Origin of the sequence: uncultured Gimesia sp. (assembly GCF_963976445.1) — a bacterium.
GTDB lineage: Bacteria > Planctomycetota > Planctomycetia > Planctomycetales > Planctomycetaceae > Gimesia.
Genome location: NZ_CAXBKP010000034.1, coordinates 18,360 through 41,916 on the forward strand (window position 1 = coordinate 18,360; position 23,557 = coordinate 41,916).

18 protein-coding genes are annotated in these 23,557 nt (G+C 48.5%); 5 read left to right on the forward strand and 13 right to left on the reverse strand.

The features are described 5' to 3' along the window. Positions 1–2 precede the first annotated feature (2 nt). From AAC022_RS24785 to AAC022_RS24800, 4 genes are all read right to left on the reverse strand, one after another. On the reverse strand, positions 3–3,428 hold the full coding sequence (locus AAC022_RS24785) for an efflux RND transporter permease subunit (RefSeq protein WP_339735549.1): 3,426 nt from the start codon (positions 3,426–3,428) through the stop codon (positions 3–5). Positions 3,429–3,437: 9 nt separating this feature from the next. Next, the gene (locus AAC022_RS24790; RefSeq protein ID WP_339735551.1) at positions 3,438–4,880 is read right to left on the reverse strand and encodes a hypothetical protein; all 1,443 of its coding nucleotides are present in this window, start codon (positions 4,878–4,880) and stop codon (positions 3,438–3,440) included. Beyond that, the gene (locus tag AAC022_RS24795; protein WP_339735553.1) at positions 4,877–6,322 is read right to left on the reverse strand and encodes a TolC family protein; all 1,446 of its coding nucleotides are present in this window, start codon (positions 6,320–6,322) and stop codon (positions 4,877–4,879) included. Before AAC022_RS24795 ends, AAC022_RS24790 begins: the two co-directional genes overlap by 4 nt. Positions 6,323–6,519: 197 nt before the next feature. Beyond that, positions 6,520–6,984, reverse strand: coding sequence for a hypothetical protein (locus tag AAC022_RS24800; protein WP_339735555.1), 465 nt, complete (start codon positions 6,982–6,984; stop codon positions 6,520–6,522). 536 nt (positions 6,985–7,520) lie between these two features. Between AAC022_RS24800 and AAC022_RS24805 the strand changes: the two genes are divergently transcribed. The 5 genes from AAC022_RS24805 (at position 7,521) to AAC022_RS24825 (ending at position 10,389) form a co-directional block, all read left to right on the forward strand. Then, positions 7,521–7,841, forward strand: a complete 321-nt coding sequence (locus AAC022_RS24805) for a metalloregulator ArsR/SmtB family transcription factor (RefSeq protein WP_339735557.1) — start codon at positions 7,521–7,523, stop codon at positions 7,839–7,841. Positions 7,842–7,927: 86 nt separating this feature from the next. Then, on the forward strand, positions 7,928–9,157 hold the full coding sequence (arsB, locus tag AAC022_RS24810; RefSeq protein ID WP_339735559.1) for an ACR3 family arsenite efflux transporter: 1,230 nt from the start codon (positions 7,928–7,930) through the stop codon (positions 9,155–9,157). Positions 9,158–9,168: 11 nt separating this feature from the next. Further along, entirely contained in the window at positions 9,169–9,432 is a 264-nt protein-coding gene (locus AAC022_RS24815; RefSeq protein WP_339735561.1) for a hypothetical protein, read from the forward strand. A 28-nt stretch (positions 9,433–9,460) separates the two neighbouring features. Next, complete coding sequence (locus AAC022_RS24820; RefSeq protein WP_339735563.1) at positions 9,461–9,895, forward strand: arsenate reductase ArsC; 435 nt, start codon at positions 9,461–9,463, stop codon at positions 9,893–9,895. Then, complete coding sequence (locus AAC022_RS24825; RefSeq protein WP_339735565.1) at positions 9,895–10,389, forward strand: ArsI/CadI family heavy metal resistance metalloenzyme; 495 nt, start codon at positions 9,895–9,897, stop codon at positions 10,387–10,389. The genes AAC022_RS24820 and AAC022_RS24825 overlap by 1 nt, the downstream gene beginning before the upstream one ends. Positions 10,390–10,566: 177 nt before the next feature. Here AAC022_RS24825 and AAC022_RS24830 read toward each other — a convergent pair whose 3' ends face one another. From AAC022_RS24830 to AAC022_RS24870, 9 genes are all read right to left on the reverse strand, one after another. Further along, positions 10,567–11,259: an ABC transporter ATP-binding protein gene (locus tag AAC022_RS24830; RefSeq protein ID WP_339735567.1), complete on the reverse strand. Its 693-nt coding sequence runs from the start codon at positions 11,257–11,259 to the stop codon at positions 10,567–10,569. Between the two features lie 4 nt (positions 11,260–11,263). Further along, positions 11,264–12,475, reverse strand: coding sequence for an FtsX-like permease family protein (locus tag AAC022_RS24835; RefSeq protein ID WP_339735569.1), 1,212 nt, complete (start codon positions 12,473–12,475; stop codon positions 11,264–11,266). Positions 12,476–12,525: 50 nt separating this feature from the next. Next, a complete protein-coding gene (locus tag AAC022_RS24840) occupies positions 12,526–13,320 on the reverse strand; it encodes a hypothetical protein (protein WP_339735571.1) in 795 nt (264 codons plus the stop codon). A gap of 1,083 nt (positions 13,321–14,403) precedes the next feature. Further along, the gene (locus AAC022_RS24845) at positions 14,404–14,862 is read right to left on the reverse strand and encodes a thioredoxin domain-containing protein (protein ID WP_339735574.1); all 459 of its coding nucleotides are present in this window, start codon (positions 14,860–14,862) and stop codon (positions 14,404–14,406) included. Beyond that, positions 14,859–16,982, reverse strand: coding sequence for a heavy metal translocating P-type ATPase (locus tag AAC022_RS24850; protein WP_339735576.1), 2,124 nt, complete (start codon positions 16,980–16,982; stop codon positions 14,859–14,861). The genes AAC022_RS24845 and AAC022_RS24850 overlap by 4 nt, the downstream gene beginning before the upstream one ends. Before the next feature lie 120 nt (positions 16,983–17,102). Next, complete coding sequence (locus AAC022_RS24855; RefSeq protein WP_339735578.1) at positions 17,103–17,354, reverse strand: heavy metal-associated domain-containing protein; 252 nt, start codon at positions 17,352–17,354, stop codon at positions 17,103–17,105. 515 nt (positions 17,355–17,869) lie between these two features. After that, on the reverse strand, positions 17,870–18,235 hold the full coding sequence (locus tag AAC022_RS24860) for a hypothetical protein (protein ID WP_339735580.1): 366 nt from the start codon (positions 18,233–18,235) through the stop codon (positions 17,870–17,872). Between the two features lie 26 nt (positions 18,236–18,261). Further along, positions 18,262–21,465, reverse strand: a complete 3,204-nt coding sequence (locus tag AAC022_RS24865) for a CusA/CzcA family heavy metal efflux RND transporter (RefSeq protein WP_339735582.1) — start codon at positions 21,463–21,465, stop codon at positions 18,262–18,264. An 11-nt stretch (positions 21,466–21,476) separates the two neighbouring features. Then, positions 21,477–23,147, reverse strand: a complete 1,671-nt coding sequence (locus AAC022_RS24870; RefSeq protein WP_339735584.1) for an efflux RND transporter periplasmic adaptor subunit — start codon at positions 23,145–23,147, stop codon at positions 21,477–21,479. Between the last annotated feature and the right edge of the window lie 410 nt (positions 23,148–23,557).

The window sequence follows — 23,557 nt, forward strand, 5'->3', positions numbered from 1 at the left end:
TCTTATACAGATCGCAGCAGTTCTTCATCAGAGCTTTCACTACGGACCAGTCGTTCGGCATCCTTCCCCGAGAATTTCCAGAATAATCCAGGATGAATAAAAAATTCGCAAAACGTTGAGGTTACCAGACCTCCCAGGATCACAGTTGCGACAGGGTATAAAATTTCTAACCCCGGTTTATTACCACCCACAACAAGAGGAATCAAAGCAATACCCGCGGTCAAGGCGGTCATCAGGACCGGCGCGAGTCTTTCCAGACTGCCACGTAGTACCATGTTTTGACTAAACGCTTCCCCTTCTTCTTCCATTAAATGAAAATAGTGTGTCACTAACAGGATGCCGTTTCGCACCGAAATTCCTCCCAGGGAAACGAATCCTACCATGCTTGCCACGGTCAGAGTCTGGTTCGTTAATACTAGTGCAAAGACACCACCAATAAAAGCAGTCGGGATGGCGTTCAGGATCTGAAACGTGATTCGGGCAGAGGGATAGAGCATCATCAGCACGATAAAGATACCAGCAACAGAGACGGCAGCCAGAATCGTAATCAGAAATGTAGCAGAACGTTGTGCTTCAAATTGCCCCCCAAATTCAACAAAGTAACCGGTTGGCAATGCGACCTGATCACGCACCCGTTCTTCAATTTCAAAGACTGCGCTGGCGAGGTCACGTCCTGAGACATTACAACGGATTGTTTGACGGCGTCTGACGTTTTCTCGGTTGATCAAATTTGGTCCACTGGCTGAACCTGGGAAGTTGGCCACTTCTCGCAAACGTATCTGCCCCCGCCCATCGGGAAGATCAATACGTAGTTCACCCAGATTATAAGGATCTGAGCGATACTCTTCGTTTAGTTTAATCACAAGGTCAAAACGTCTCTGACCATCCAATACTTGCGATACTGCTTCGCCTTTTAACGCAGTCTGTACAAAGTCGGCTATGTATTCCCGACTTAATCCAAAGAAAGCCAGCTCATCAGGTTTCAGTACAACATGCAATTCGTCTACCCGTTGTTGAGGGTCGATGATGGGAGGTGTCACACCAGGAATATCAGTGATCGCGTCGCGAACTTCTCCTGCCAACTCGCGCAGCTTGTCGAGGTCGTCTCCATAGAGCTTAATCCCGACTTGGGCTTTGACTCCAGATAGCATATGGCTGATCAGATGCGATAGCGGTTGCTCAGCTTCAATCCCAACCCCTGGTACATTTGAACGCAAATCAGAAAGTAGCGTGTCCAGAAACTCGTCCCGACCATGGTCTGAGTCTGGGTTCATCGTCAGAATGTATTCACCAACGTTGACTGGCTGAGCATGCTCATCCAGCTCTGCTCTACCGGTCCTGCGAAAAAAGTGCAATACGGGACCATTCGGATTTTCTGCAGACTTCTGTAGTTTGACAAGTTGCGAATCAATCAGTGAGGATGCCTCGTTGGATGCTTTCAGTGACGATCCGCCAGGTAAGGATACATTGATTTGTACGCTTCCTTCATCAAATTTGGGAAGAAAGTCAGCTCCCAACTTTGACAATTCCCACACACTGTAGCCAACCAGTGCCCAGGTCAAAACCAATAAGATTCCTGCACGCCGCATACTGAATCGAATCAGGAAACTCGCCCCCCATTTCAATATCCGTAATAATCGCCCATCCTGATGAGCATGAGTTGCCTTTGCTCGCGGCAGGAGATAGTAAGAGAGTACCGGTGTGACAGTCAGTGAGACCAATAAAGAAGCCAGAATTGAAACTATATAGGCAATTCCCAACGGGATAAACAAGCGACCTTCTACGCCAGATAAAGCAAATAAAGGCATAAAGGCCAGGACAACGACTGCTGTCCCGAAGACGATGGCAGAGCGGATTTCTCGACTGGCTTCATACACGACCACAATGGCAGGTTTCGGATTGGGATTTAAATTGTTTTCTCCCAGGCGCCGAAATATATTTTCCACATCCACAATGGCATCATCGACCAGTTCGCCAATGGCAACTGCAATTCCCCCCAAGGTCATTACGTTGATTGATAATTCTGTCCCGGTCATGAACCCTACGATGCGGAATACCAGAGTCGTGATCACCAACGATAATGGAATGGCTGTCAACGTGATGAATGTAGTGCGAAAGTTCAGCAGAAACAAGAACAACACGATCACGACAAGAACAGCTCCAATGACAAGCGCTTCTTCGACGTAGTAAATCCCTCGGTCAATAAAACTCTTGAGCTGGAACAGGCTGGTATTGATCACAATATCGGCAGGCAGTGTTGATTCTGCGTCACTCAGTGCCGCCATCACGTCGTCGGTCAGTTTTCTAGTGTCAGCATGCGGCTGTTTGACAATTGTAATAACAACTCCGGCATGTCCATCAATACTGGCGTCGCCCCGTTTGGGAGCAGGACCTTCCACGATTTGTGCCACTTGGTACAATAGTACGGCACGGTCTCCAATCATTTTGACAGGGGCTTTTCGGAGTTCTTCCAGGACGTCGTTCGTCAGAGCACCAAGACGACCAATCACTCGCACGGAACGTTCTGTCTGACCACCGATGATGAACCCGCCACTGGCATTCAGGTTATTAGATTGGACAGCCGCCTCAACATCCTGAAGTGAAACGTTATATTCTTGCAATTTGATGGGATCAACCAAGACCTGATACTGCTTCTCATCACCCCCCATGACAATGATCTCTGCAATGCCGGTCAGTTTCAGCAATCGCGGTCTGATTAACCAGTCCGCTGTAGTGCGCAAATCCATTCGTTCTTCAAGGGGAGTCGGGAAGATTACATCATAGGACTGTTTATTCCAGACAAACGTCACATCACGCCCGGGCCTTGTCGCAGCCCATTTAGGATTCTCGACATTAACCTTCTGCCATAAGTTGAGATCGTTTCGATTCACAGGATTCCATACGGTCAGTTCAGGCTTTCCCTCATTTCCTGTGCGTTCTGCCAGTAATCCTGTCTGCCCAACCGCAGTCAACTTTCCACCTTGTGGTCCCTGTCTGCGATGAATTCCAACATGCAGAATTTGCCCCATAATGGATGCCTGAGGAGTCATGATCGGACGAATGCCTGGTGGCATCGGAACATTCGCCAGACGCTCTGACACAATCTGTCGAGCGTACCGAGGTTCCGTCTTCCAACTAAATTCGATGTAGATGACATTCATGCCCTGACTGGATTGACTGCGGACATCTTCGACCCCATTGGCTCCCAGGATCGCTGTTTCGATTGGATAAGTAACCAGCGTTTCGACCTCTTCGGACGACATGCCAGGGCACTCGGTCAGAATCACGACCCGAGGTCGATCGAGATCTGGAAATACATCAATCGGTAACGTCGTCGTTAAATAGCCCCCATAAGCCAAGACAACGACACAAGCGGCAAGCACCAGCGTTCGATGGGTCAGTGAGAGTCGGATAATTGAATTGAGCATGGTATTCCTCTAATTCCCTTCGTCTTCATTCTTATGGAGACTGCCATCGGCGTGAATGTGGTAGCCTTCAGGCAAGTCATCTCCTGATGAAGATTTCAACATGCGGTTCAACTGTTCGGCAGAACTCTGTACTACAAATGAACCAGGCATGAGTGATCCATCATTCGCAATGACGGTATAGCGTCGGGCTCGTTCCAAAACTCGAACCGCCTTGCGTTGAAACGTATTAACATTCTGCGTAAAAACAAATGCTTCAGCTCCGTCGCGGGCAACGGCATCCGTGGGAAGTACGAACACATTTTCGAGCTTTTCAACCCGGATCAAAATGCGGACTTTATGACCTGGACGAAACCGCCAGAGTACCTGAGTCATTCCTTTCTGTTTCACAACTCTAGACTGATTCTCTAACGCCATGCGGAAAGCAAAGGTACGATTCACCGGATCAATGACATTTGCCAGATGTTGAATCCGAAAAACCTGATTCACGGGAGGCCAGTCTGCTAGCGCGTTTTCCTGAAAGTCCACTTCAACTGGCCACCCGGATTTGACACTTTGTTCAAGAAGTTGTGTTTCGTCTCGAAATGCCCGACCTTCTATTGCCAGCAGCTGATGGTTTGCGAGTAAACACAACATTTGACCGGTTCTGACCTGTTGTCCTAGATCTATTTTGCATTCCTGAATTTCAAAGGAGGGGGGAGAGTCCAGTTTCACTCCCTCACCTGTCGCCTGCAGCACGACAGAAGTGCCCAAAGGTTTGGATTCGCCAGTTTGAGAGGGAACCAGAATATTCAGTTCTTTGACGAAATCACCTGCAGCAACTTCGTTCAACTGCTTCGGTGTAAAACTCCGACTGAGCAGTTCCTGACGATACCCCTTAATCGCCACTTTCAATCGTGTGATTTCACTGGCAACTTCAATAATCCGGGCACCGGGGACTGCTCCTCCTGAAGCTTCCAGACGTTTCTTTTTTGCCTCAGCGAGTTTGATGTCTTGCGTATCTTTAAACAATTTCGACTGGGTCTGCTGCAAAGACTCGCTAAGAATACGAATCGTATAAAGCACTTCTCCCGGACGGACTGTGTCACCTGGGAAATAATTCATTTTGTCGACCACACCGTCGACTGGAGAAATGATCCCTCGATCACTGCGGCCTGGCCGATCAACAACCATTCCCGGGACCTGTAGCGTTTTCCAATAAGTCTCTGGTTGTATTGATTTGACTTTTAAACCCAGATTGGCAATGGCCTGGTCTGATAGAATGATCTGCTCGGAAGCTGCGCTTTTCTTATCGCCTGCCTTTGTAGTTGTGGCAGGAGGATTGACCGATCCGGTAGTCTTGCTCTGTTGTAAAAGCGGCAACCAAATGTCACGCATGAAATATCCGGTAGCAATCAATATCGCAACGATCCCGATTGCCAGAATGGATTTCACTATTTGAAGACGTTTCTTCATGATTGTTCCTTTTCAGGTAAGGGAGGAACTGGAACTAAAGGCCACTGGTCTTCAAGCATCAGCCCTGCAATTTCGCTGGCAGCCAACCACATTTCACTCATTGAACGGATCAGTTCCAGGTTGGATTCAGCGACAGTTCGTTGTGCTTCCAGGACTCGCAAGTACTCAAACTGTCCTCCCTGATACGCTACCATTGAAAGATCATAGGTCCGCTTCGCTTTAGGGATAATTGAAGTTTTGTATCGCTCAGATCGCTCATGTGCTGAAGCGTAAGTTGAATAAGCAGTGGCGAGTTGATTAATCAGATCATTTTGTACTCGCTCCGTTTGATTCATCGCCACGTTGATATTTGTTTCTGCAGCAAAGATATTTCCCTGATTTTTGTTCCAAAGTGGCAGAGGGACACTAAAACCGATATCCCAGTCATCTGACCGATTCTGGCTCTGATGAGTGTACCCTGTACCAACAGTAATATTAGGAATGGGTTCAACCTTGGCTCGTTGTAAGACGAGTTGAGCGTGTTCGACACCAATTTGTGCAGACCTGATTTCTGGATGGATACTGAGCACATAAGAGCTCACTTGATCCAAGTCATATTCTGGCAGAGCAGAATCCAAATCACCTGAAAGTCGCTTAATAGGCATATCCTGAATACCAACTCTCGCAGCCAGTTTCCGATAGGCTCCCGGCAACGCTTTTCTTGTCGCATCCAAGTCTGCACGGTAACGTTCCAAATCAACTTCCAGTTGTATGACATCGAGTTCGGCTGCTTCTTTCGCTTCGAGCAGGGCATTCGAGTTATTGACCGACTTCTGTGCAAGCTGTACCAGGTGTGTGAGGATGTCCGAACGTTTTTGCAGTGTTAATGCTTCGAAGTAAGCTTGTCGTACTTTAGTAAAAACCTGATAGCGTTCCGTCATCAATTTGAGTGAGGACTGATCCACTCTTTTAAGAGCAGCAGCTTGATCCAGGCCAAGTTTGTTGGCTGTAACAAACTCCTGTCCCGCATACGCCGTCCAGATCCCCCCCGGTCCAGTTCGGTCGCTGAGTTCATTTCCTGTCACGCTTACAGTCGGGTTTGGATATAATCCAGCCTGGATAGCCCGACCCCGAGCTGTTTCGATTGCCCAGGAGACCTCTGCCAGACGAGGGTTACTATCAAGGGTCAGATCAATCAACTCTGGGAGACCAAGTGTTTGTGTCTCCTCTGATTTGCTGATCCGAGATGATTTGTCTGTGAGATCAATTTGTACTATTTCATCGTTTGGGGTCTTCAAATTAGAGTTGAGATACCTGACCTGATGAATGGTTTCTTTCTGGGGATTTTCCCGCTTGGAAGTTGTATCAGAAATCATTGCTTTACCAGTCGAATGTGAGGAGCTGGCACAACTTTCCGTGAACAGGCCAATCCCAATGAGAACTGCAGTGAGTAACGGACGCATAAACACCTCCTTCGCATCATGCGAAGATTTGAAATTATGAAAAGAGAGATTGTCCGACTACAAACAAAGTGTCGAATCGATAGAATTCTTCGTGAATCTTTCAGGGATTGACCCGATGTGAAACACGAATTAAGTCGACGCCAAAAGCAGAACGTATCAGCTTGATTTTGTGATACTGTCTGCGAAGAGTGATATGCTTATATTAAATAAGCATGGTGGCGGACAAAGAGGGGGGAATCAGAATCAGGAGGCGCGCAGCCATACAAGCACCAAACAGGTTCAGTCTGCTGCAGAGAGTCAGAGGATAAATCACATCCCATGCTGTCCCATTGAAACAGGACTTTGATTTCCGTCGTAATTGTAGAACGCGAGCCTGAGATCACATCGTTACTGCTGAGATACAATGCAGAGGAATCATGATCAAACGGAGATTCAAATTGCGAGGAATTCTGCTTTTCACGATCCGAATGATGGTCATCATGATGGCTGTGTTTATCCAACCCATGGTGATGAGTGTGGCCGTGAGAGTCATCTACAGAGGATTGATTCAGATGGATATGCGCGCGTAAATCATGTCCCGCAGGCAGGTTACCTCCGTGAGAATGGCCAAAGGCAACTGACTGAGTCAGCAGCATCCACGGCATCAGGATTAGGGAGCACATTCTTCTATTCATACTCATATTTTCGGTAGAAAAGCCAATAATGTTGAAGTTATTCTAACGCTCAGAAAGCTAATGTCCAGACACTCTTTTTAAAACCACCTGACTTACCCATTTTGATTAACACTGTTCAATTTCATATACATTGGCAAAAAAGTCATAGCCAACAAGTACATGACGACAACAACATCCAGCTAGGTTTAGCTGATCTTTAAGATTATCTGAGTTTTAATTCGCTTTGATGTGTCACTCTATCGCTTTTGATTCGCCTGAGACATAGATGAAATATACATGGCAACTATTCTTGAAACCAAGATAGCAAAATAGAACTGGCCAAATACAGCTTGCAGGTATCAGGTTGCCGATATCGAGAAACGCCTTAAAGATTTGCGACACGTTCGACGAGTTTTGATGTCGGTCTGGAGAAGTGCCAGATGCAAAAGAAAACCGACTGTTGCCACGTAGTCGAGAGTCTTCACTCTAGGTCTTAATGTACGATTGACAAACATGACACATGATGTTAATATGGCAATATTGCCATGAAAGAAAAAACACGCAAACAATATGAAGCGAGAGCGAAGATTGCTAAGGCCATGGCACATCCAAGTCGCTTACTTATGCTTGATCTACTGCAAAAGCAGGAGATGTGTGTGAGCGACATTACGGTTGAGGTTGGGGCAGATCAATCTACGGTGTCCAAGCACCTTGCAATCCTAAAAGATACTGGTCTGATCGGTGTCCGCAAGGAAGGGGCGATGAGCTACTACAGAGTGACATGCGGATGTCTCGATGGATTTTTCTCTTGCATGGAAACTGTATTGAAATCAGATGTTGAATTGCGAAAAACAACACTAAAGTAAGTCATTTTTTTTTACGTACCACATGGCGAATTGGCAATTGTACCATGTAATTTAATGTGTCACAAACCAGCAGGACTGCTATCAACATGAACCAGGAAAACTGTCCCAACTCAAACGCTCAAGGGATGAGCTTTTTTGAGCGATATCTCACACTGTGGGTTGCCCTGTGCATCGTAGCCGGAATAGTCTTGGGAAAAGTGGCACCGGGGATCGCACAGACACTGGATGGAATGGCGATCTATGTCAACGAAGCTCCTGTGGTTTCGATCCCCATTGCAGTTTGCTTGTTTTTCATGATGTATCCGATCATGGTAAAAATCGACTTCGGCAAGGTTCTCAAAGCAGGCAAGGCGATGCGTCCGGTTGGATTGACTCTATTCATTAACTGGGCAATCAAGCCATTTACAATGTATGCCATTGCCAGCTTCTTTCTAGGAACACTTTTTTTGACATTCATTGGCCCGGACGCCGTTGATTATGTAAAAATGCCCTTTGGTGCGGACCTCTCGATAGGTGCCGATTATGGAGCGGGAAAAGTGGTACTCGTTGATGGCGTGAAGATGCTTGAAGTTCCACTATGGCGAAGTTATCTGGCGGGTTGCATTTTGTTGGGAATCGCTCCCTGTACTGCGATGGTACTTGTGTGGGGATTCCTAGCAAGAGGAAATGATGGACACACACTGGTTATGGTCGCCATAAACTCATTGGCTATGTTAGTTCTATACGGTGTCTTAGGCGGATTCCTGCTTGGCGTGGGGAAACTCCCAGTTCCGTGGCAAGCTTTGTTACTTTCTATTGGTGTCTATGTCGCTCTTCCACTGGTGGCGGGATATTTCTCTCGTAAGTGGTTGATTGCTACCAAAGGTGAAACGTGGTTTCGAGATAAATTTTTACATGTTTTAACACCGGTGACGATTATGGCATTGCTGGCTACACTGGTGTTACTCTTTTCATTCAAAGGCGAAACGATTCTCAATAATCCGTTGACCATTCTCTGGATCGCCATTCCCTTGTTCATTCAGACCGTAGTTATCTTTGCATTAGGTTATCTGCTATCAAAACTATTGGGACTGACTTATGAAAGTGCTGCTCCAACAGCCATGATCGGTGCTTCAAATCACTTTGAAGTTGCCATTGCTACATCAACGATGCTTTACGGGTTATCCTCGGGAGCGGCACTTGCCACGGTTGTTGGCGTATTGATTGAAGTTCCGCTGATGTTGATGCTGGTAAAATTCTGTGTAAGAACCCAGAACTGGTTTCCTCACGAATCACGTTCTGAATCACCAATAAACGACACACACAATCTTAGTTGAGGAGAATTGCCATGAGCCAATCTCAGCATAAAGACTGCTTTGGTACGATGTTCCCAGATAACTTGCATTTACGCAATAACCAACAAAATAAAGGGAAAGTCTTCTCTGTGTGGATAAGTCAGCTTGAAGGTGCAGTGCTACCTGTTCGCTCTGACCGATCCATCAAAACTGATATAGAACAATGGGATAAGTGCAAAGAGTGCCCAGAGTTTGATAGTTGTTATAAGCTCAATCTGGCAAAAGTTGCACTGGAATCAGCCATCACTACGCAGTGATAGCAACTACACTAACAAAGGAATACAAATGATGACAAAACGTGTTTTAATTCTCTGTACTGGAAACTCCTGTCGGTCCCAAATGGCCGAAGCTCTCTGGGAAGCATTGGGCAATGGTGAGTGGGAATCGGAATCGGCTGGATCAAAACCGTCAGGCTACGTTCATCCACTTGCGATTCGAGCGATGAGTGAGTTGGACATCGACATATCCGCCAACACGAGCAAGTTGCTGGATCAGTTTCAAGAACAGTCATTTGATCTAGTAGTGACGGTATGCGACAACGCCAAAGAATCGTGCCCCGTATTTTCCGGTGCCAAACAAACATTCCATTGGCCTTTCGATGATCCCGCTGATGCAACCGGTTCCGATGACGAGAAAATGGTCTTTTTTCGCAGGGTGCGAGATGAGATCAAAGAGAAAATTCAGTATTATCTCACTACCGATCATAAAGGAGAAATTTAATGAGTACCAAATCTGCTGTCGAATTTCCGGGCAAGTATCGTCTGCATGTTGCTTTGACTGTTTCTGATCTGGAAGCGTCAAAGCGATTCTATGAATTATTGCTGGGCGAGGCACCAAGCAAAGAAAGACCACGCTACGCCAAGTTTGAGCCAGCCGATCCTTCGGTGAATCTCACCCTCAACGAAGTTGATGGAGAGGTCAAGGTGGAGGGAGGTTCTGCTCACTTCGGCGTTCAAGTAAAGTCAGTCGCCGAGGTCCATGCGGCCATCAAACGATTCAAAGCTGCGAATATCGAGACTATCACCGAGGAAGCGACAACATGCTGCTACGCCGTTCAGGACAAGGTTTGGGCAGTTGACCCTGATGGACACAAATGGGAAGTTTTCGTAGTCCTCGAAGCGGATGTGAAAGATGAACTCTACACTGAGGCTGGTTGCTGCGGCCCGGAAATCGTAATGTTGAAACACAACAATGATAAATCAGCACTCACGTAACAAGATTAGATGTAGTAGCCACAACTGGATCAAGGCTGGGGGTAGCTCAAAACCGGTTTCAGGCATTAAATAATATGATAGACACTTGTGAAAAAATTGAACAACACGTAAGGAACCTCGGACACACTCATGAATTTGAGCGTGTCCGAGGCTTTTATTGTAACACACAAAACAGGTTTACGCTAATTTCAGCAATCGTTCTTCCTGCTCGGAGCGGATCATCCCTGCAGATAACGTCAGGGTACGCTTCGCACATTCGGCCGCTGATAAATCATGCGTCACCATCACTATCGTGCGGCCTTCCTCATTAAATTGCGTCAGGAACGACATGACTTGTTCTTTGGTTTCGGGGTCGAGATTACCGGTTGGCTCATCTGCAAGGATGATTGCCGGATCGTTGGCGAGCATGCGTGCCAGGGCAACGCGTTGTTGCTGACCCACACTCAACTCCGCCGGTTTATGATGCATCCGGTTTTCTAAACCGACTTTGTTAAGTAATTCTTCTGCCTTTTGTTGCTGATAGTCATGATGCTTCTTTGCCAGCAACATCGGAACTTGTACATTTTCCATCGCCGTCAGGTAGGGAATCAAATTAAATGTTTGAAACACAAACCCGATTTTATTCTGTCGTAACTTGGCACGTGCCTCGATAGGCAAATCGTAAACGGACTCTCCGTCAAGTAAGATACGACCTTCTGAAGGAGCCGACATGGCACCTAAGATAGAAAGCAGCGTGGTTTTTCCACTGCCGCTCGGTCCAATGATTGCGACAAAATCTCCCTCAGGAATTTCCAGGTTCGTGGTATCCAAGGCGACCACTTCGTCCTGCTTTTTTCGATAAACTTTACGAACAGATTCAAACTGTAACATTGAATTATACCTCCTTGAAGCAAAGACAGGGATCGAGGTTGGCAGCCTGGCGTGCGGGGTAATAACTGGCCACCAGTGTAACCATAATGGCAGTCCCCGAGGCCACCAACGCTAAGCTGGGAATAGGCAGAACTGAAACGTCTGCAAAATAGGGCCCCAGGAACAGGGCGAGAACACTTCCCACAATGTACCCTGAAATTCCGCCTGCCAATCCAAGCAAAACCGCTTTCGCCAGGAAAAGCTGTGTCACGAATCGAGGAGTTGCCCCCAATGCCATCAGTGTGCCAATTTCTCGACGACGTTCGATGACGTTGGCAAAACTGGCGCTGGCCATACTCGCACCACCTACGGCAACAAGAATCGCCAGAAATAGGTACGACAGGTTTGTCATCATTCGGTTAATCGAAATTTGTGTCTCCACCACGTTTGCGATTGTGACAATTTTGGTATCTGGCAAAATCGTTTGCATCTCCGCAACGAGGCCATTGGCAACGTCTTCACAACAGCCTACTACTTCAATGATATTGACCACTTCCCCAGATTTTGTGAGCCGTTGTACCGTATGCAAGTGCGCAAAGACTCGTCCATCATCGACTGTTCCGGCTGCTGGCAGCGTGGTCAATACTGAGAACTTCTCACCCATTAGCTCCATGGAATCACCGGGAGCCAGTCCATTCGCTTCTGCATAGTCTGCTCCGAGAATGACCTCATCTTCGCCAAGGTTTTGAAGTGCACGTCGTTCCGCCAATGCTTCCGGAGCATCCCCTTTTTTGTCGGCAACGTTGATTTTTGCTTTGCAACCTGCGTGCTTTTTGAAGAGCATACCGCCCTGCCATGAAGCCATTTTCTGAATTTCTGCCTGGGGAAGTATTCCCGTCAGTATGACGTTTCGACCATCAATGGTTGTCGGAACGCATAGTTTTGGGGAAATGGCTTCGACGCCTGTCAAACCGGAAAGTGCCAACTCGGCCACATGCTCTTCTGGTATAGTTTCCGATTGCATATCTGCTGCATAATAATCTTGCAGCGTGACTCCTTTGGGTAGAATGAGTACGTTGGCGCCGAGCTTGTCGAGCTTTCCAGCGACTTCTTTTTCTGAAAATATCGTCACGTTGCGAATGGCCACCAAAGCGGTCACACTCAAAACGATTGCCAATAGGCTGGCAATCATTGCGGTCGGACGTTCCCGCAGTTCCTTCCATATTATCGTTCTCATAGTCATGAGATAATCCTTCTTGTCAGGTGTGAGGTACTATTTACGATGTTCTACTCTTTACAGTGCTTACATCCATCGACGCCACAACTTTTTCCCGCCTTCTTTAGTTCGGCGATCAATTGTTGCTGAGTCACATTTTCGTTGAACCTACCTACCATCACCCCGGGAGGTGCCATAAACACGACTGTGGTGTTATTGTTCTGCTGCGGAACTCCTAGCTCTTTCAAAAATGAAGCTTCTCCAGACTCTTGCGAAGAAAATGAAACCACTTCGACGACATCACGATAACAGGGGATCGATTTGAAATTCTGCACACCTTTTGGAGTTTCGGATTTCACGGCAGGATTCACGCACAAGAGAACCATTTTTCGGCTCTGTAATGTCAGCATACAACGCGACTTTGCTGGTGAGACGAACGACTGATCGATATAGTCGGCGTTGATATTTTTAACAAAAGATCCAGTGATAGCTCCGTTCGGTGCAATAGCGAGTGTCAAAGGCATTGGTGCCCGCGAAACGCCATATTCTTTGACAAGGTTCTGCTCAGCAGAATCATTCGTGTTAACTGCAACGAACGTGGTCTTGTCTTTTTTGTTCGACAAATTATGCTGTAAGGTGTTCCACATTGCCTTGGTGGTATCATCCTGGTTTTTCCAGAACATGATAAACGTATATTTGTTCTCTTTCGACGCAGCGGCTCGGGTCGTTTCCACTTTGCTGAGTGTGGCAATCCGAGTCACTTCCTGCGCTTTGCCCACAGTGGCAAACGAGGTGACAATGGCACAAGCAATTAAAAGTGGAAGTCCATTTCGCTTAAATGAAATGCTTTCAGAGAGTTTTAACATGAGATAGTACTCCTTGTTCTGTATTAATAAATTGTATTTTTTTCAATGTGCAATTTTGGGAACGCAACACAAAGTGTGCCTCTGCACAATAATGGCGTTAGAATCAGACTATTCCCCTCATGCTTCGTACGTTCAAGGTACGAATTTGTGACACTTGCTCTTCGTCGCAATCCTTATACCAATGTATGAATTCAATGGCGAAAAGAAGTGTCTCTACACGATGAGGTAAGGCCGGAGGCAAGCGTGCTCGGGGAAGAAAATCTATATGCGCAACGGTGCTGTGATAAGCACACTCGAAGAAGAAACGCCGCTATTTTTAGCAACTGTGGTTTGCATAGATTGACAATAGACGTCAACGGTCGTGCTCAAAGGTGTTGTGATTCCACGTAAGTTCACAGACGATGCCGTTTGAGCATAAATCACATCTGTCACATGACATAGACAAGGACAATCATGCCGAGGTTCGTGCTCGTGTGACTGATTTTGTTCCCGAGTGTGATACGAATGGGTGCATTGGGAGCAACAGGCAGGAGCCGAAAGACTTTTCTCAGACTCCCTATTTTCACACTGCCCCACAGTGGCAAATTCATGTCCCCAACAGACAGGGCATGGTTGCAGCAACAGGGCAATTAAAAACAGGGAAATTAGTTTCATCCGAATCTCAAACTCAAATCGTTTTACAGTAACTTGCTATTTGTCTTGATCAATTTCCGTTGATCATTCACCAGAAACTGTGATCCATGTGACTACTTAGATACAAAAACAAGTCATAATGGTTTTACTTTTATCGTCATGCCGACTTCAATGGCTTTACAGCAACTCGGTATTTGTGGTGATCATTTTTTGTGAATCATTTCGTCTGTATGATGAGATTTTTACCTAAGTGCAGCCGTTAATCCGATGTCCGCGCTACCCATTTTTCCCAAACCCCAGAAATGCGGGGGACTGGCAAGAATTAGTACTGTCGTTTCCCGGCATTCCTTCGGATGACTTAAACACGTAAAAACTCTAAGCAGCCCTAGAACCTTTCATCAGTGAAAAACTGCTATTAAAACTTTTATCGCAGGGAATCTGTGTCATTGATTAATTCTCATTGTTCGTATTGCGTTTCCCCGTCCTTACAGTCCGCACAGCTTTGGCTAATGCTTTCTTCGATTGCTCTCCAACCAGACGTTTGACTTCGACGCCTTCGACAAATATCAACAGCATCGGATAGCGATCAACGGCGTACTTTTCAGTGATGAACGGATTTTCGTCGACATTTAGTTCTCCAACTTTGACTTGTCCAGACAGCTCATCAGCTAGTTCTCGGATTGTCGGTTTCATCCGGATGCAAGGCTGACACCACTCGGCCCACATATCAACCAGAACCGGCTGATCGCTCATCAGAACTTCTCGCTCAAAGTTCTCATCGGTTAGCAACACCGGATCGACGCCGCGAACCGAAACAGACTTCTCAGGGGAAGGATCGCTCTGTTGGGTGCTACAACCGCTTTGAATAACGGCAACCGCAAGGAGAGAGAAAAGGTAAACGTGTCTCATTCCGACGTTCCTTGAAAACGCAGCATCCTTAAACCGTTGGCAACCACTATGAACTCGCTGATCTCATGTCCCAAGACAGCGACGGGAAGCGTGAACGAACCCGACACCGCGCCGATGACCAGAACGAAAATGACAAGAACAGAAAGAATCAAATTTTGACGAACAATCGATTGAGTGCGCCTCGCTAGCCGCAATGCATAGACGAGCTTCTCCAAATCGTCTGCCATCAGTGCAATGTCGGCTGTTTCCAGTGCGACATCCGTACCGGCCGCTCCCATCGCAATTCCAACACTAGCTTCTGCCAGGGCTGGGGCATCGTTCACGCCATCGCCAACCATAGCCACGTGTTGATGTTCTAATAACAGTTCACGAAGTTTGGTGACTTTGTCATCCGGTTTCAGGTTTGCATAGAAGCCGTCCACTCCAGCTTCTTGGGAAACTTGCCTCGCAGTGCGTTCATTATCACCCGTTAACATCACTGCCTTGGCGATACCCACGTCATGGAACGCCTCAATTGCCTGAGCGACGTTCTCGCGAACCGTGTCCTTCATCGCGATGGCTGCCCAAGCCTGTTGATCATTGCCGACGACAGCAACAGTTTTTCCTTCGTCTTGTAGTCGGGTGATGTCATCCGCAAGCGAGGATAGATCGATGGCCAGGTCGTCTTCAAATAGTTGTGGCTTTCCGACGAACATGAGTGTTCCGTCAACCGACGCAGACGCTCCGGCCCCAGTCAGCGAGCGAAAGTCCTCAACGGAAAGTGGCTGAATGTCTTCATTCCGAACAAATCCGACGATCGCCTTCGCCAGCGGATGTTGACTTAGCCTTTCGATACCAGCGGTCACTGCCAAGACTTTCGTGCGAGGTGGTATACCAGCCTGATCGGACACCACACAATCAGTGACTGTTGGCTTGCCTAGAGTGAGCGTACCAGTTTTGTCTAAGGCAACTACGCGAATGGCGGCCAGTCGCTCGATATACACCCCACCCTTGATCAACACGCCGTGTCGAGCAGCCGTTCCGAGCGCTGCAACGAGTGTGGCCGGGATCGAAATGACCAAGGCGCACGGTGCCGCAGCAACGATGAAGATCGTGGCACGAATCGCCCAGTGAGTCCACGAGGTATCGTAGAGCAAAGGCGGCAAGAGCGCGATTGCGAATCCGCTCAACAATACTGCGGGACTGTACCAATTACCGAAACGTTCAATGAAACGTTGGCTTTCGCCTTTGCGTTCCTGTGCTTCCTCCACCATTTCAATGATTCGCGAGATCGTATTTTCAGCGAATGCCTTTGTTGCTGTGATTTCAAGTGAGCCCTCTCCATTAATGCTTCCGGCATAGACATCATCACCCACTTTTTTCTCGACCGGAACGCTCTCTCCGGTGACTGGGGCTTCGTTGAGACTGGAAGCACCAGAGAGGATTTCGCCATCGGTCGGGATGGATTGGCCAGGGTGGACGAGAAACATATCTCCGGATTGCAATTCCTCAACCGGCACCTCACGCTCATTTCCGTTTTCCAGGAGCAAGGCGGTTTTGGGTGTCAAATCCATCAATGCGCGAACGGCGGAGCGAGTCTTTGCCTCGGCGTAACCTTCGAGCGCCTCACTGATGGAATACAAAAAGACCAACATTGCCGCTTCTGCCGGTTGGCCGAGAGCAAAAGCTGAAACAGCCGCACTTGTCATGAGTAATTCGATGCCGACGCGCCACTCAAAGAGCAGATGCTCGATTGCTTCGCGACCGAAATTGTAGCCGCCAATTAGAATGGCTGACGAATACAGAATTAGCGGCAGCCAATCGGCTGACAGATAGCTGAGTAGCCACCCGCACAGCAGCAGGACACCCGAGAAAACCGCCGCAACCACTTTCGTATTTTTCCAAACGGGAGGTGGACCAAGCTGCTCATCTTGCTTCTGCAGAGGGAAACCAATGTCGTCGAGCTTCGCCTCGACTTCCTCTTGTGAGTATTTCTGCTCGTCGGCTGATAGACGAACGCTACCCGAGGATGCCAGGATTTGCAGGACTTCAATATCAAATTCAGATTCCAAAGACCGCCGCAACCTTGCGGCGTCATGTTCACAATCTAAATTAGTAACTCGGAAACGATATTCTTTCATATACTCGGCTTAAATTCTTTATGTTATTACCCGCAAATGGTGACGAAACGTATTTGTAAAAGCCGCTGGTGCCAGTATTATCTGGCCTCAGCGGTCACTCAGTTACAACAATTTAATCATTCACATCTTAGGTTTTGATGTGAATGTTCCGCTGGGACCTTGAAGCTTGAGTGGCTTCTTACCTGCTTTTTCGACCGCTTCCCATAACTGTCGCGGTGAAAGCGATGCTTCCGCCTTGGGTATGACAGTGGCAGACTTGGTCTTCAAATCAGTTTTGACGTTAGCAACTCCACGAATTTCCAACAGCTTGGCAGCCACGTTTCTGGCGCAGCCTTCGCAACTGAGCACCTCCAAGGTGATGGTAGTCTTCATTGTTGGGGTCGCTGCCCGAGTTTGACTAGTCAAACAGACAGAGAAAGCGAACGTAAGTGCTACACAGAGATATACACGGTACATGATGAAAATCCTTTTTCCAAATTTCCAATGAAACGAAAGGGAAGAGTAGTAGATTTCGAAGTAGATTTGTGTGCTTACATGATTGGCTCCTTGCATTACGAGGTTAGAACAAAATTCGGTTGAGTAAAACATGGCTGGCTAGCAAGTGATCTCAAAGGGAGAACGGGATAGCGACTCCGACTACGGAACATGCATATTCTTCTGGTTACGAATGCTTATATCATCTCTTACTCTCAGAATGCGTGGTTTCAACAAGTCGTACTTGATCGCGACGTTCGTCGATTCCATCTTGCTTACAAGATTTCAAAAACGAACAGCCGCAAATGCAGTCTGGCTGGACGAGCCATATCACCGCGAGTGTCGTAAAGACGTAGAAGGCACGTCGCAGTGCTCGGCTCCAAACCGAGTTAGTCTAAGATTTGCCCTGCATCTCACTCTTCAACTTCCGGTTGCGGCGGTTTGTTTCCTGTCTTAGCCTCATAGCGGGCAGCGAACTTGTCGAACCGTGCTGGACTGCAAATGAAGCACTGGGACTCGGGACGCTTGTGCTCTTTGCACCAGTCCCCGGCTTCCTTGAATTTTGCGACCAGCGACGAATCGCATAACGCGCACTCTCCTTCAGGGACGCCATGCTCCACGCACCACCAACCAGCGTGACTGTGATCGACTTTGGCCGATGCCGGTGAACTGGCCTTGCTATCCTGCGATGGCGCACCATCACCACAACCAATAAATACAAAAACACTCATTACCAATAGCCCCAATAACAGGCCGCTTAAGCAATAATTACCCTGCATCAAATTCTCCTTTCGGCATCGCCGAATCATGGTAAGACCGACACTGACTCGGGCACACACCCAGCTTCTGGTTCGGTCGGTTTGTCTGGTTCAAGACGATGACCATCATCGTCTTCTCCGTCATTAAAGCTCTCCGTCGGAAGGTTGAACACAACGTAGAGCACTCGTAGTACTAGTAAGCTCATGACCATGGCGCTACAAACGCCACCGATCACCACGGTTGCCAGCGGACGCTGCACTTCCGCTCCCATACCGGTGCTGAATGCCATCGGTACAAATCCGAGACTCGCGACGAGCGTCGTCATCAGGATAGGTCGCAGCCTTGTCATCGCGGCTTCTTCGACGGCATCATCCAGCGAACGTCCTCGCCGTCGTAGCTGACGGATTGTGGACACTAGCAGCATGTCATCAAGCACGGCCACGCCTGAAAGCGCGATAAATCCAACGGCCGCCGAAATTGAAAACGGCATGTCGCGAATCCAAAGGGCAATGACACCACCGATCCAGGCAAACGGAACCCCAGTAAAGACACGTAGTGAATCAATAATATTGTGATAGGTCATGTAGAGTAGTGCGAAGATCATCAGCAATGCGATCGGAACGACTATCAAAAGCCGCGTCTGGGCGCGTTGCAGATTCTCAAATTGACCGCCCCACTCGATTCGATAGCGACCTGCGGGCAGTTGAACCTTTTCAGCAATCACGCGCTGTGCTTCGGCGACAAAGCTACCCAAATCGCGACCGCGGACGTTCGCTTCGATTGTAATTCGACGCTGATACCATTCACGCTTAATCGTGTTGGGGCCTTCCACGGTCTCAATCGTTGCCAGCCGCGACAGTGGAATTCGCTCCCCTGAAGGTGTGGCAACGAGAATTTCGCTGATCGCTTCGGGATTGGCTCGTGCTGCCTCCGGCAAACGAATAATCAACGGAAAACGTAATTGCCCTTCATACACCTCACCAACATGATTACTGCCAAGTGACCGGACGAGGTTCATGACTGTTCGAGCGGAAATACCATATCGAGCGATTTCGTTCTGCTTGACATGAATCTGAAGTACCGGCTGTCCTGAAACCTGCTCGACCTTCACATCGGCTGCACCATCAATGGCTTTAAGGGCGCGTTCGACCTCGGCCGCCTTCTTGACCATGAGGTCCAGGTCATCCCCATAAAGGATGGCTGCTACATCTGAGCGGACACCCGAAATCATCTCATTCATCCGCATTTCAATTGGCTGTGTCATAGCGAGTCGGGGACCGGGGAGATCACGCAGTTCTTCCTGAATCAGAACGGTTAGTTCTTCCTGTGTCTCTGCACGCGACCACTGCTCACGTGGCCGCAGTGTTATGAAGAGGTCGGTTAACTCGGTTCCCATCGGGTCGGTCGCCACTTCCGCTGTACCAATGCGGCTCCAGACTTGTGCAATTTCATCGGGGAATTTTTCCTTAAGTATTTTCTCCATCTGCGTGTTGTATCGCATCGACTCTTCGAGATTGGTACCCGCAAGTCGTACTACGTTGATGACGACGGCACCTTCGGACAGCCGAGGCACAAACTCTGTTCCCAGATTGGGAGCAATCAATCCAAAGACCGTGACGAGCAGGCATAAAGCCGATCCGATGACAACGATCTTGTTGTGCATCGTAAACCTCAAAACTGGTGCGTAGAGTCGTTTGAGAAAACGGATCAACAGTGGTTCTTTCTCTTCGATTTTCTTTGGCAACATCAAACTTGCCACAACCGGCATCAATGTGAGCGACATAATCATCGAGCCAGCGAGAGCCATGATTACAGTCAGTGCCATGGGCCGAAACAACTTACCCTCTACCCCTTCAAGAGTTAGAATTGGCAGGTAAACAATCATGATGATCAGTTCGCCGAACATTGTCGGCTTGCGAACCTCGATTGCTGCGTCGCGAATGACTTCCAAACGGCTGCGTCCGTCGCGATTATAAGCAAGATGCCGCACACAGTTCTCGATCATTACGACCGAACTATCGACCACGAGTCCAAAGTCGATTGCTCCCAGACTCAGTAAGCTGGCCGCGATGCCAAACCGGAGCATCCCTGTGAAGGCGAATAGCATCGACAGCGGGATTGCCAGAGCTACTATCAATCCAGCTCTGAGATTTCCCAGGAAAATGAACAACACCGCGATGACCAGCAGACCACCCTCGAAGAGGTTTTTCTGTACGGTGTGAATGACGTGGTCAACTAACTCGGTGCGATCATAGACCGTATTTATCGCCACTCCGGCTGGTAGCGTTTCCCTGATCTGCTCCAACTTGTCTTTTAACGCCCAAGTCACTTCGTGACTATTCTCTCCCATCAGCATGAAGCCCAAACCAAGTACTGCTTCGCCACGACCATTGGCTGTTACTGCACCGCGTCGAATTTCATGTCCGATTTGCACATGGGCGACATCGCGTACACGGACGGGTACACCATCACGCGCCGTGATGACGACGTTTTCGATTTCCTTGAGATTCACCGTACGCCCGATACCGTGAACGAGTAGCATCTCACTACCATCGGTGATGGTTCCTCCACCGACGTTCTCGTTGTTCGCTTGAATGGCTTCGGCAACTTGCTCAAATGTCAAATTATGTTTGATCAATAAGTTAGGATCGAGTCGGACTTGGTACTGTTTCTCGTAACCGCCCCAACTATTGACTTCGGCGACACCCCGAACGGAGCGCAATTGAGGTTTCACCACCCAATCATGTAGCGTCCGCAACTCGGTCAGACGGTTGATACGTTCTTGCTGGGACACCTTTGAAAAATCAACACCATCATACGTCAGCACGTAATGGAAGACTTCCCCTAGACCTGTTGAGACCGGTCCCATCTGGGGGCGCTGAATTCCTTCAGGCAGCTCAACCCTGCTAAGCCGTTCGTTAACCAGTTGCCGCGCAAAGTAAATGTCGACGCCATCCTCAAAGATGACAACTACCTGTGAGAGACCGAACTTGGAAATCGAACGGAGTTTTTCCAGTCCGGGTAAACCACTGATGGCTTGCTCGACAGGAAACGTGATTTGCCGTTCGACTTCTTCCGATGCAAGCGCCGGAGCGATGGTATTAATCTGAATCTGGACAGGTGTAGTGTCTGGAAACGCATCAATATCGAGTTGTTGCAACGAAAATAGGCCCACGACGGCAAACACTACCGTTACCAAGATCACAAACACACGATGTTGCAGTGAAAAATCAATTAACCGATTAAGCATCCTTATTCTCCCTATTCCGCTACGCAGGCGCAGCCTTCGCCAAGGTTGTTCTTCAGTAATTGCGCTCGCAGCACGTCGCTGCCAGCAGTAGCGATAACTTCACCCGGCAGAACTCCAGAAATCACCTCCGTGTAATTGTTATTCGATGCTCCTAAACGAACTGAACGAACGTGGAACACTTTGGGACTGTCAGGACTGTCGAAGTAATGCTTGTCGCGGACAAACACGACTTGGCAACAGCCTTCCCAATGGGATGCCCCGGTTGGAATGACAATCGCGTTTGGTTCTTGTCGCAGAATCACTTCGCCAGTACCAAATGTCTCGTTGCGAAGCCGTCCCTTCAGATTCGGCAGCACGGCCCGAACTTGGACCATTCTGGTTTGTTGGTCGGTCGAGGTACTAATCCAATCGAGCTTGCTTTCGACCTCGTGGCGGCTCCCGTCTGCACGGAAGCGGACGGTCTGGCCAATTGCAAGTTGTTCCATGTGCTCTAAGGGAATATTCAGCGTCAGCCACATCTGACTCATGTCCGCCACGCGGAACAAAATACGTGATGGGTCAACGACCTCGCCGGGTGTCACGGCACGATCAACAACGACACCGTTGATCGACGAGTAAATGGGAAGCAGGTTTGCCGTCCTAACTTCTGCGCTCAGCCTCGATTGGAATGCATCGGGTATTCCTAAGAATCGTAGACGATTCATCGCATCGCGTTCCGACAAACCTCGCAATATTTTGACATCTGCCGGCAAGCCGAGATTTCGGAGCATCTGTTCCGCGCTAACAACCTCTGCCCGCGCCTTCTTGTAGGTGGCCTCTGCGGTCAGAACCAGTTTTCCAGGTACGATGTCACGGGCTTTTCTCAACCTTAAAACGTTCTCTTGCTGTAGTTGCTCTTCGGTGAGTGCCTTGAGTAGTCGTATTTTGATCTCACCTACCTGAGTAGCATCGACAATCGCAAGCAACTCGCCTTTTTGAACCTGATCACCAACATTTTTTTGCACGAGCCAGACCGTTCCTGGTACGCGTGAGGCCAGCCCCGCCAATCGCGTTGGGTCATAAAGAATCTCACCGCTGCCAGATACCGACTCGACAATCGATTGCCGTTCGACGAGCTCAACATCAACCCCCGCCTGGCGAACTGACTCTACCGATGCAAACTGGATTCGTGTCTTATAGACCTTACACTCGCTGTTATTTTCTTTGCGATCATGAAGTGCAAGCGCACGGGCTGCACGTTTGCGATCGTCAGCAAGGACAACGGGCGTTTCCTTCAGTTCTGCAACATCAGGGTGATGCAACGGGCAATTGTGAACGCCATGTTCAGGGCACCATTCGTAGTCTGGTCCCCTCGGCATTAGTGTCGGATCGCATTCGACACACTTTGATTCCGGTACGCTGTGCTCTTCACACCAGTCCGCAACTAAATTTTTTGCTGATCCGGTCAGCTCAGCGAATTTTGGCACTTTCCAATCGTAGTGGTGACCAAAGTAGAACACGACTGTGAATGCAGACAGCACAAATAACGGTCCGATCCCCCCCAACATGACAGACAGAAGACGCCAGAACGGACCGGGGCGTTTCGCGTTTTCGGCTAGCTCAACCGCACGTCCATTAATAGATGACTGGGGGGGGGTATTGGGTGGTTTTTGCACAGGCGCATCAATAAATGAGTGACTCATCGTAGGACTCCTACTGACTAAACATGGACAAGCAAGGATGGAAACAATCGCAATCCAAGCGTTAACCAAGGGAATGCACGCCAGCCACAATCATTAACTCAACAAACAATCCAAATACGGATCGAAAGGAGTCAGTTTGCTAGCGAACTAAGGCAGCAGTGACCTAGATCAACAAAGAGGCGAAAACGAGGCGAATAGAACGCCCGTTATCAAGGCGAGGCGAATGTACCTCGTGGCGAATCGCGCGAACTTCTGACAAACTCACGGTCTCCATGCAAACTGGAGAAAAGTCGAGCGAAAGCTCAAAGTCAGTGGTCGTTGTCCGACCATTCAATTCGGGTGCGGCTTTGCAAACGCAACCGGAATCGCACGGAAACGGCGAGTCGCAGGGGCAGTCGAATGGCACAGGT

Coding starts and splice junctions, on each gene's coding strand:
- AAC022_RS24830 (WP_339735567.1), bottom strand. CDS start 11,259: ATGTTACAGTTTGAATCTGTTCGTAAAGTTTATCGAAAAAAGCAGGAC.
- AAC022_RS24795 (WP_339735553.1), bottom strand. CDS start 6,322: ATGCGTCCGTTACTCACTGCAGTTCTCATTGGGATTGGCCTGTTCACG.
- AAC022_RS24790 (WP_339735551.1), bottom strand. CDS start 4,880: ATGAAGAAACGTCTTCAAATAGTGAAATCCATTCTGGCAATCGGGATC.
- AAC022_RS24825 (WP_339735565.1), top strand. CDS start 9,895: ATGAGTACCAAATCTGCTGTCGAATTTCCGGGCAAGTATCGTCTGCAT.
- AAC022_RS24865 (WP_339735582.1), bottom strand. CDS start 21,465: ATGCTTAATCGGTTAATTGATTTTTCACTGCAACATCGTGTGTTTGTG.
- AAC022_RS24840 (WP_339735571.1), bottom strand. CDS start 13,320: ATGTTAAAACTCTCTGAAAGCATTTCATTTAAGCGAAATGGACTTCCA.
- AAC022_RS24820 (WP_339735563.1), top strand. CDS start 9,461: ATGATGACAAAACGTGTTTTAATTCTCTGTACTGGAAACTCCTGTCGG.
- AAC022_RS24845 (WP_339735574.1), bottom strand. CDS start 14,862: ATGAGACACGTTTACCTTTTCTCTCTCCTTGCGGTTGCCGTTATTCAA.
- AAC022_RS24870 (WP_339735584.1), bottom strand. CDS start 23,147: ATGAGTCACTCATTTATTGATGCGCCTGTGCAAAAACCACCCAATACC.
- AAC022_RS24835 (WP_339735569.1), bottom strand. CDS start 12,475: ATGAGAACGATAATATGGAAGGAACTGCGGGAACGTCCGACCGCAATG.
- AAC022_RS24815 (WP_339735561.1), top strand. CDS start 9,169: ATGAGCCAATCTCAGCATAAAGACTGCTTTGGTACGATGTTCCCAGAT.
- AAC022_RS24785 (WP_339735549.1), bottom strand. CDS start 3,428: ATGCTCAATTCAATTATCCGACTCTCACTGACCCATCGAACGCTGGTG.
- AAC022_RS24800 (WP_339735555.1), bottom strand. CDS start 6,984: ATGTGCTCCCTAATCCTGATGCCGTGGATGCTGCTGACTCAGTCAGTT.
- AAC022_RS24805 (WP_339735557.1), top strand. CDS start 7,521: ATGAAAGAAAAAACACGCAAACAATATGAAGCGAGAGCGAAGATTGCT.
- AAC022_RS24855 (WP_339735578.1), bottom strand. CDS start 17,354: ATGAAGACTACCATCACCTTGGAGGTGCTCAGTTGCGAAGGCTGCGCC.
- AAC022_RS24860 (WP_339735580.1), bottom strand. CDS start 18,235: ATGCAGGGTAATTATTGCTTAAGCGGCCTGTTATTGGGGCTATTGGTA.
- AAC022_RS24850 (WP_339735576.1), bottom strand. CDS start 16,982: ATGAAAGAATATCGTTTCCGAGTTACTAATTTAGATTGTGAACATGAC.
- arsB (WP_339735559.1), top strand. CDS start 7,928: ATGAACCAGGAAAACTGTCCCAACTCAAACGCTCAAGGGATGAGCTTT.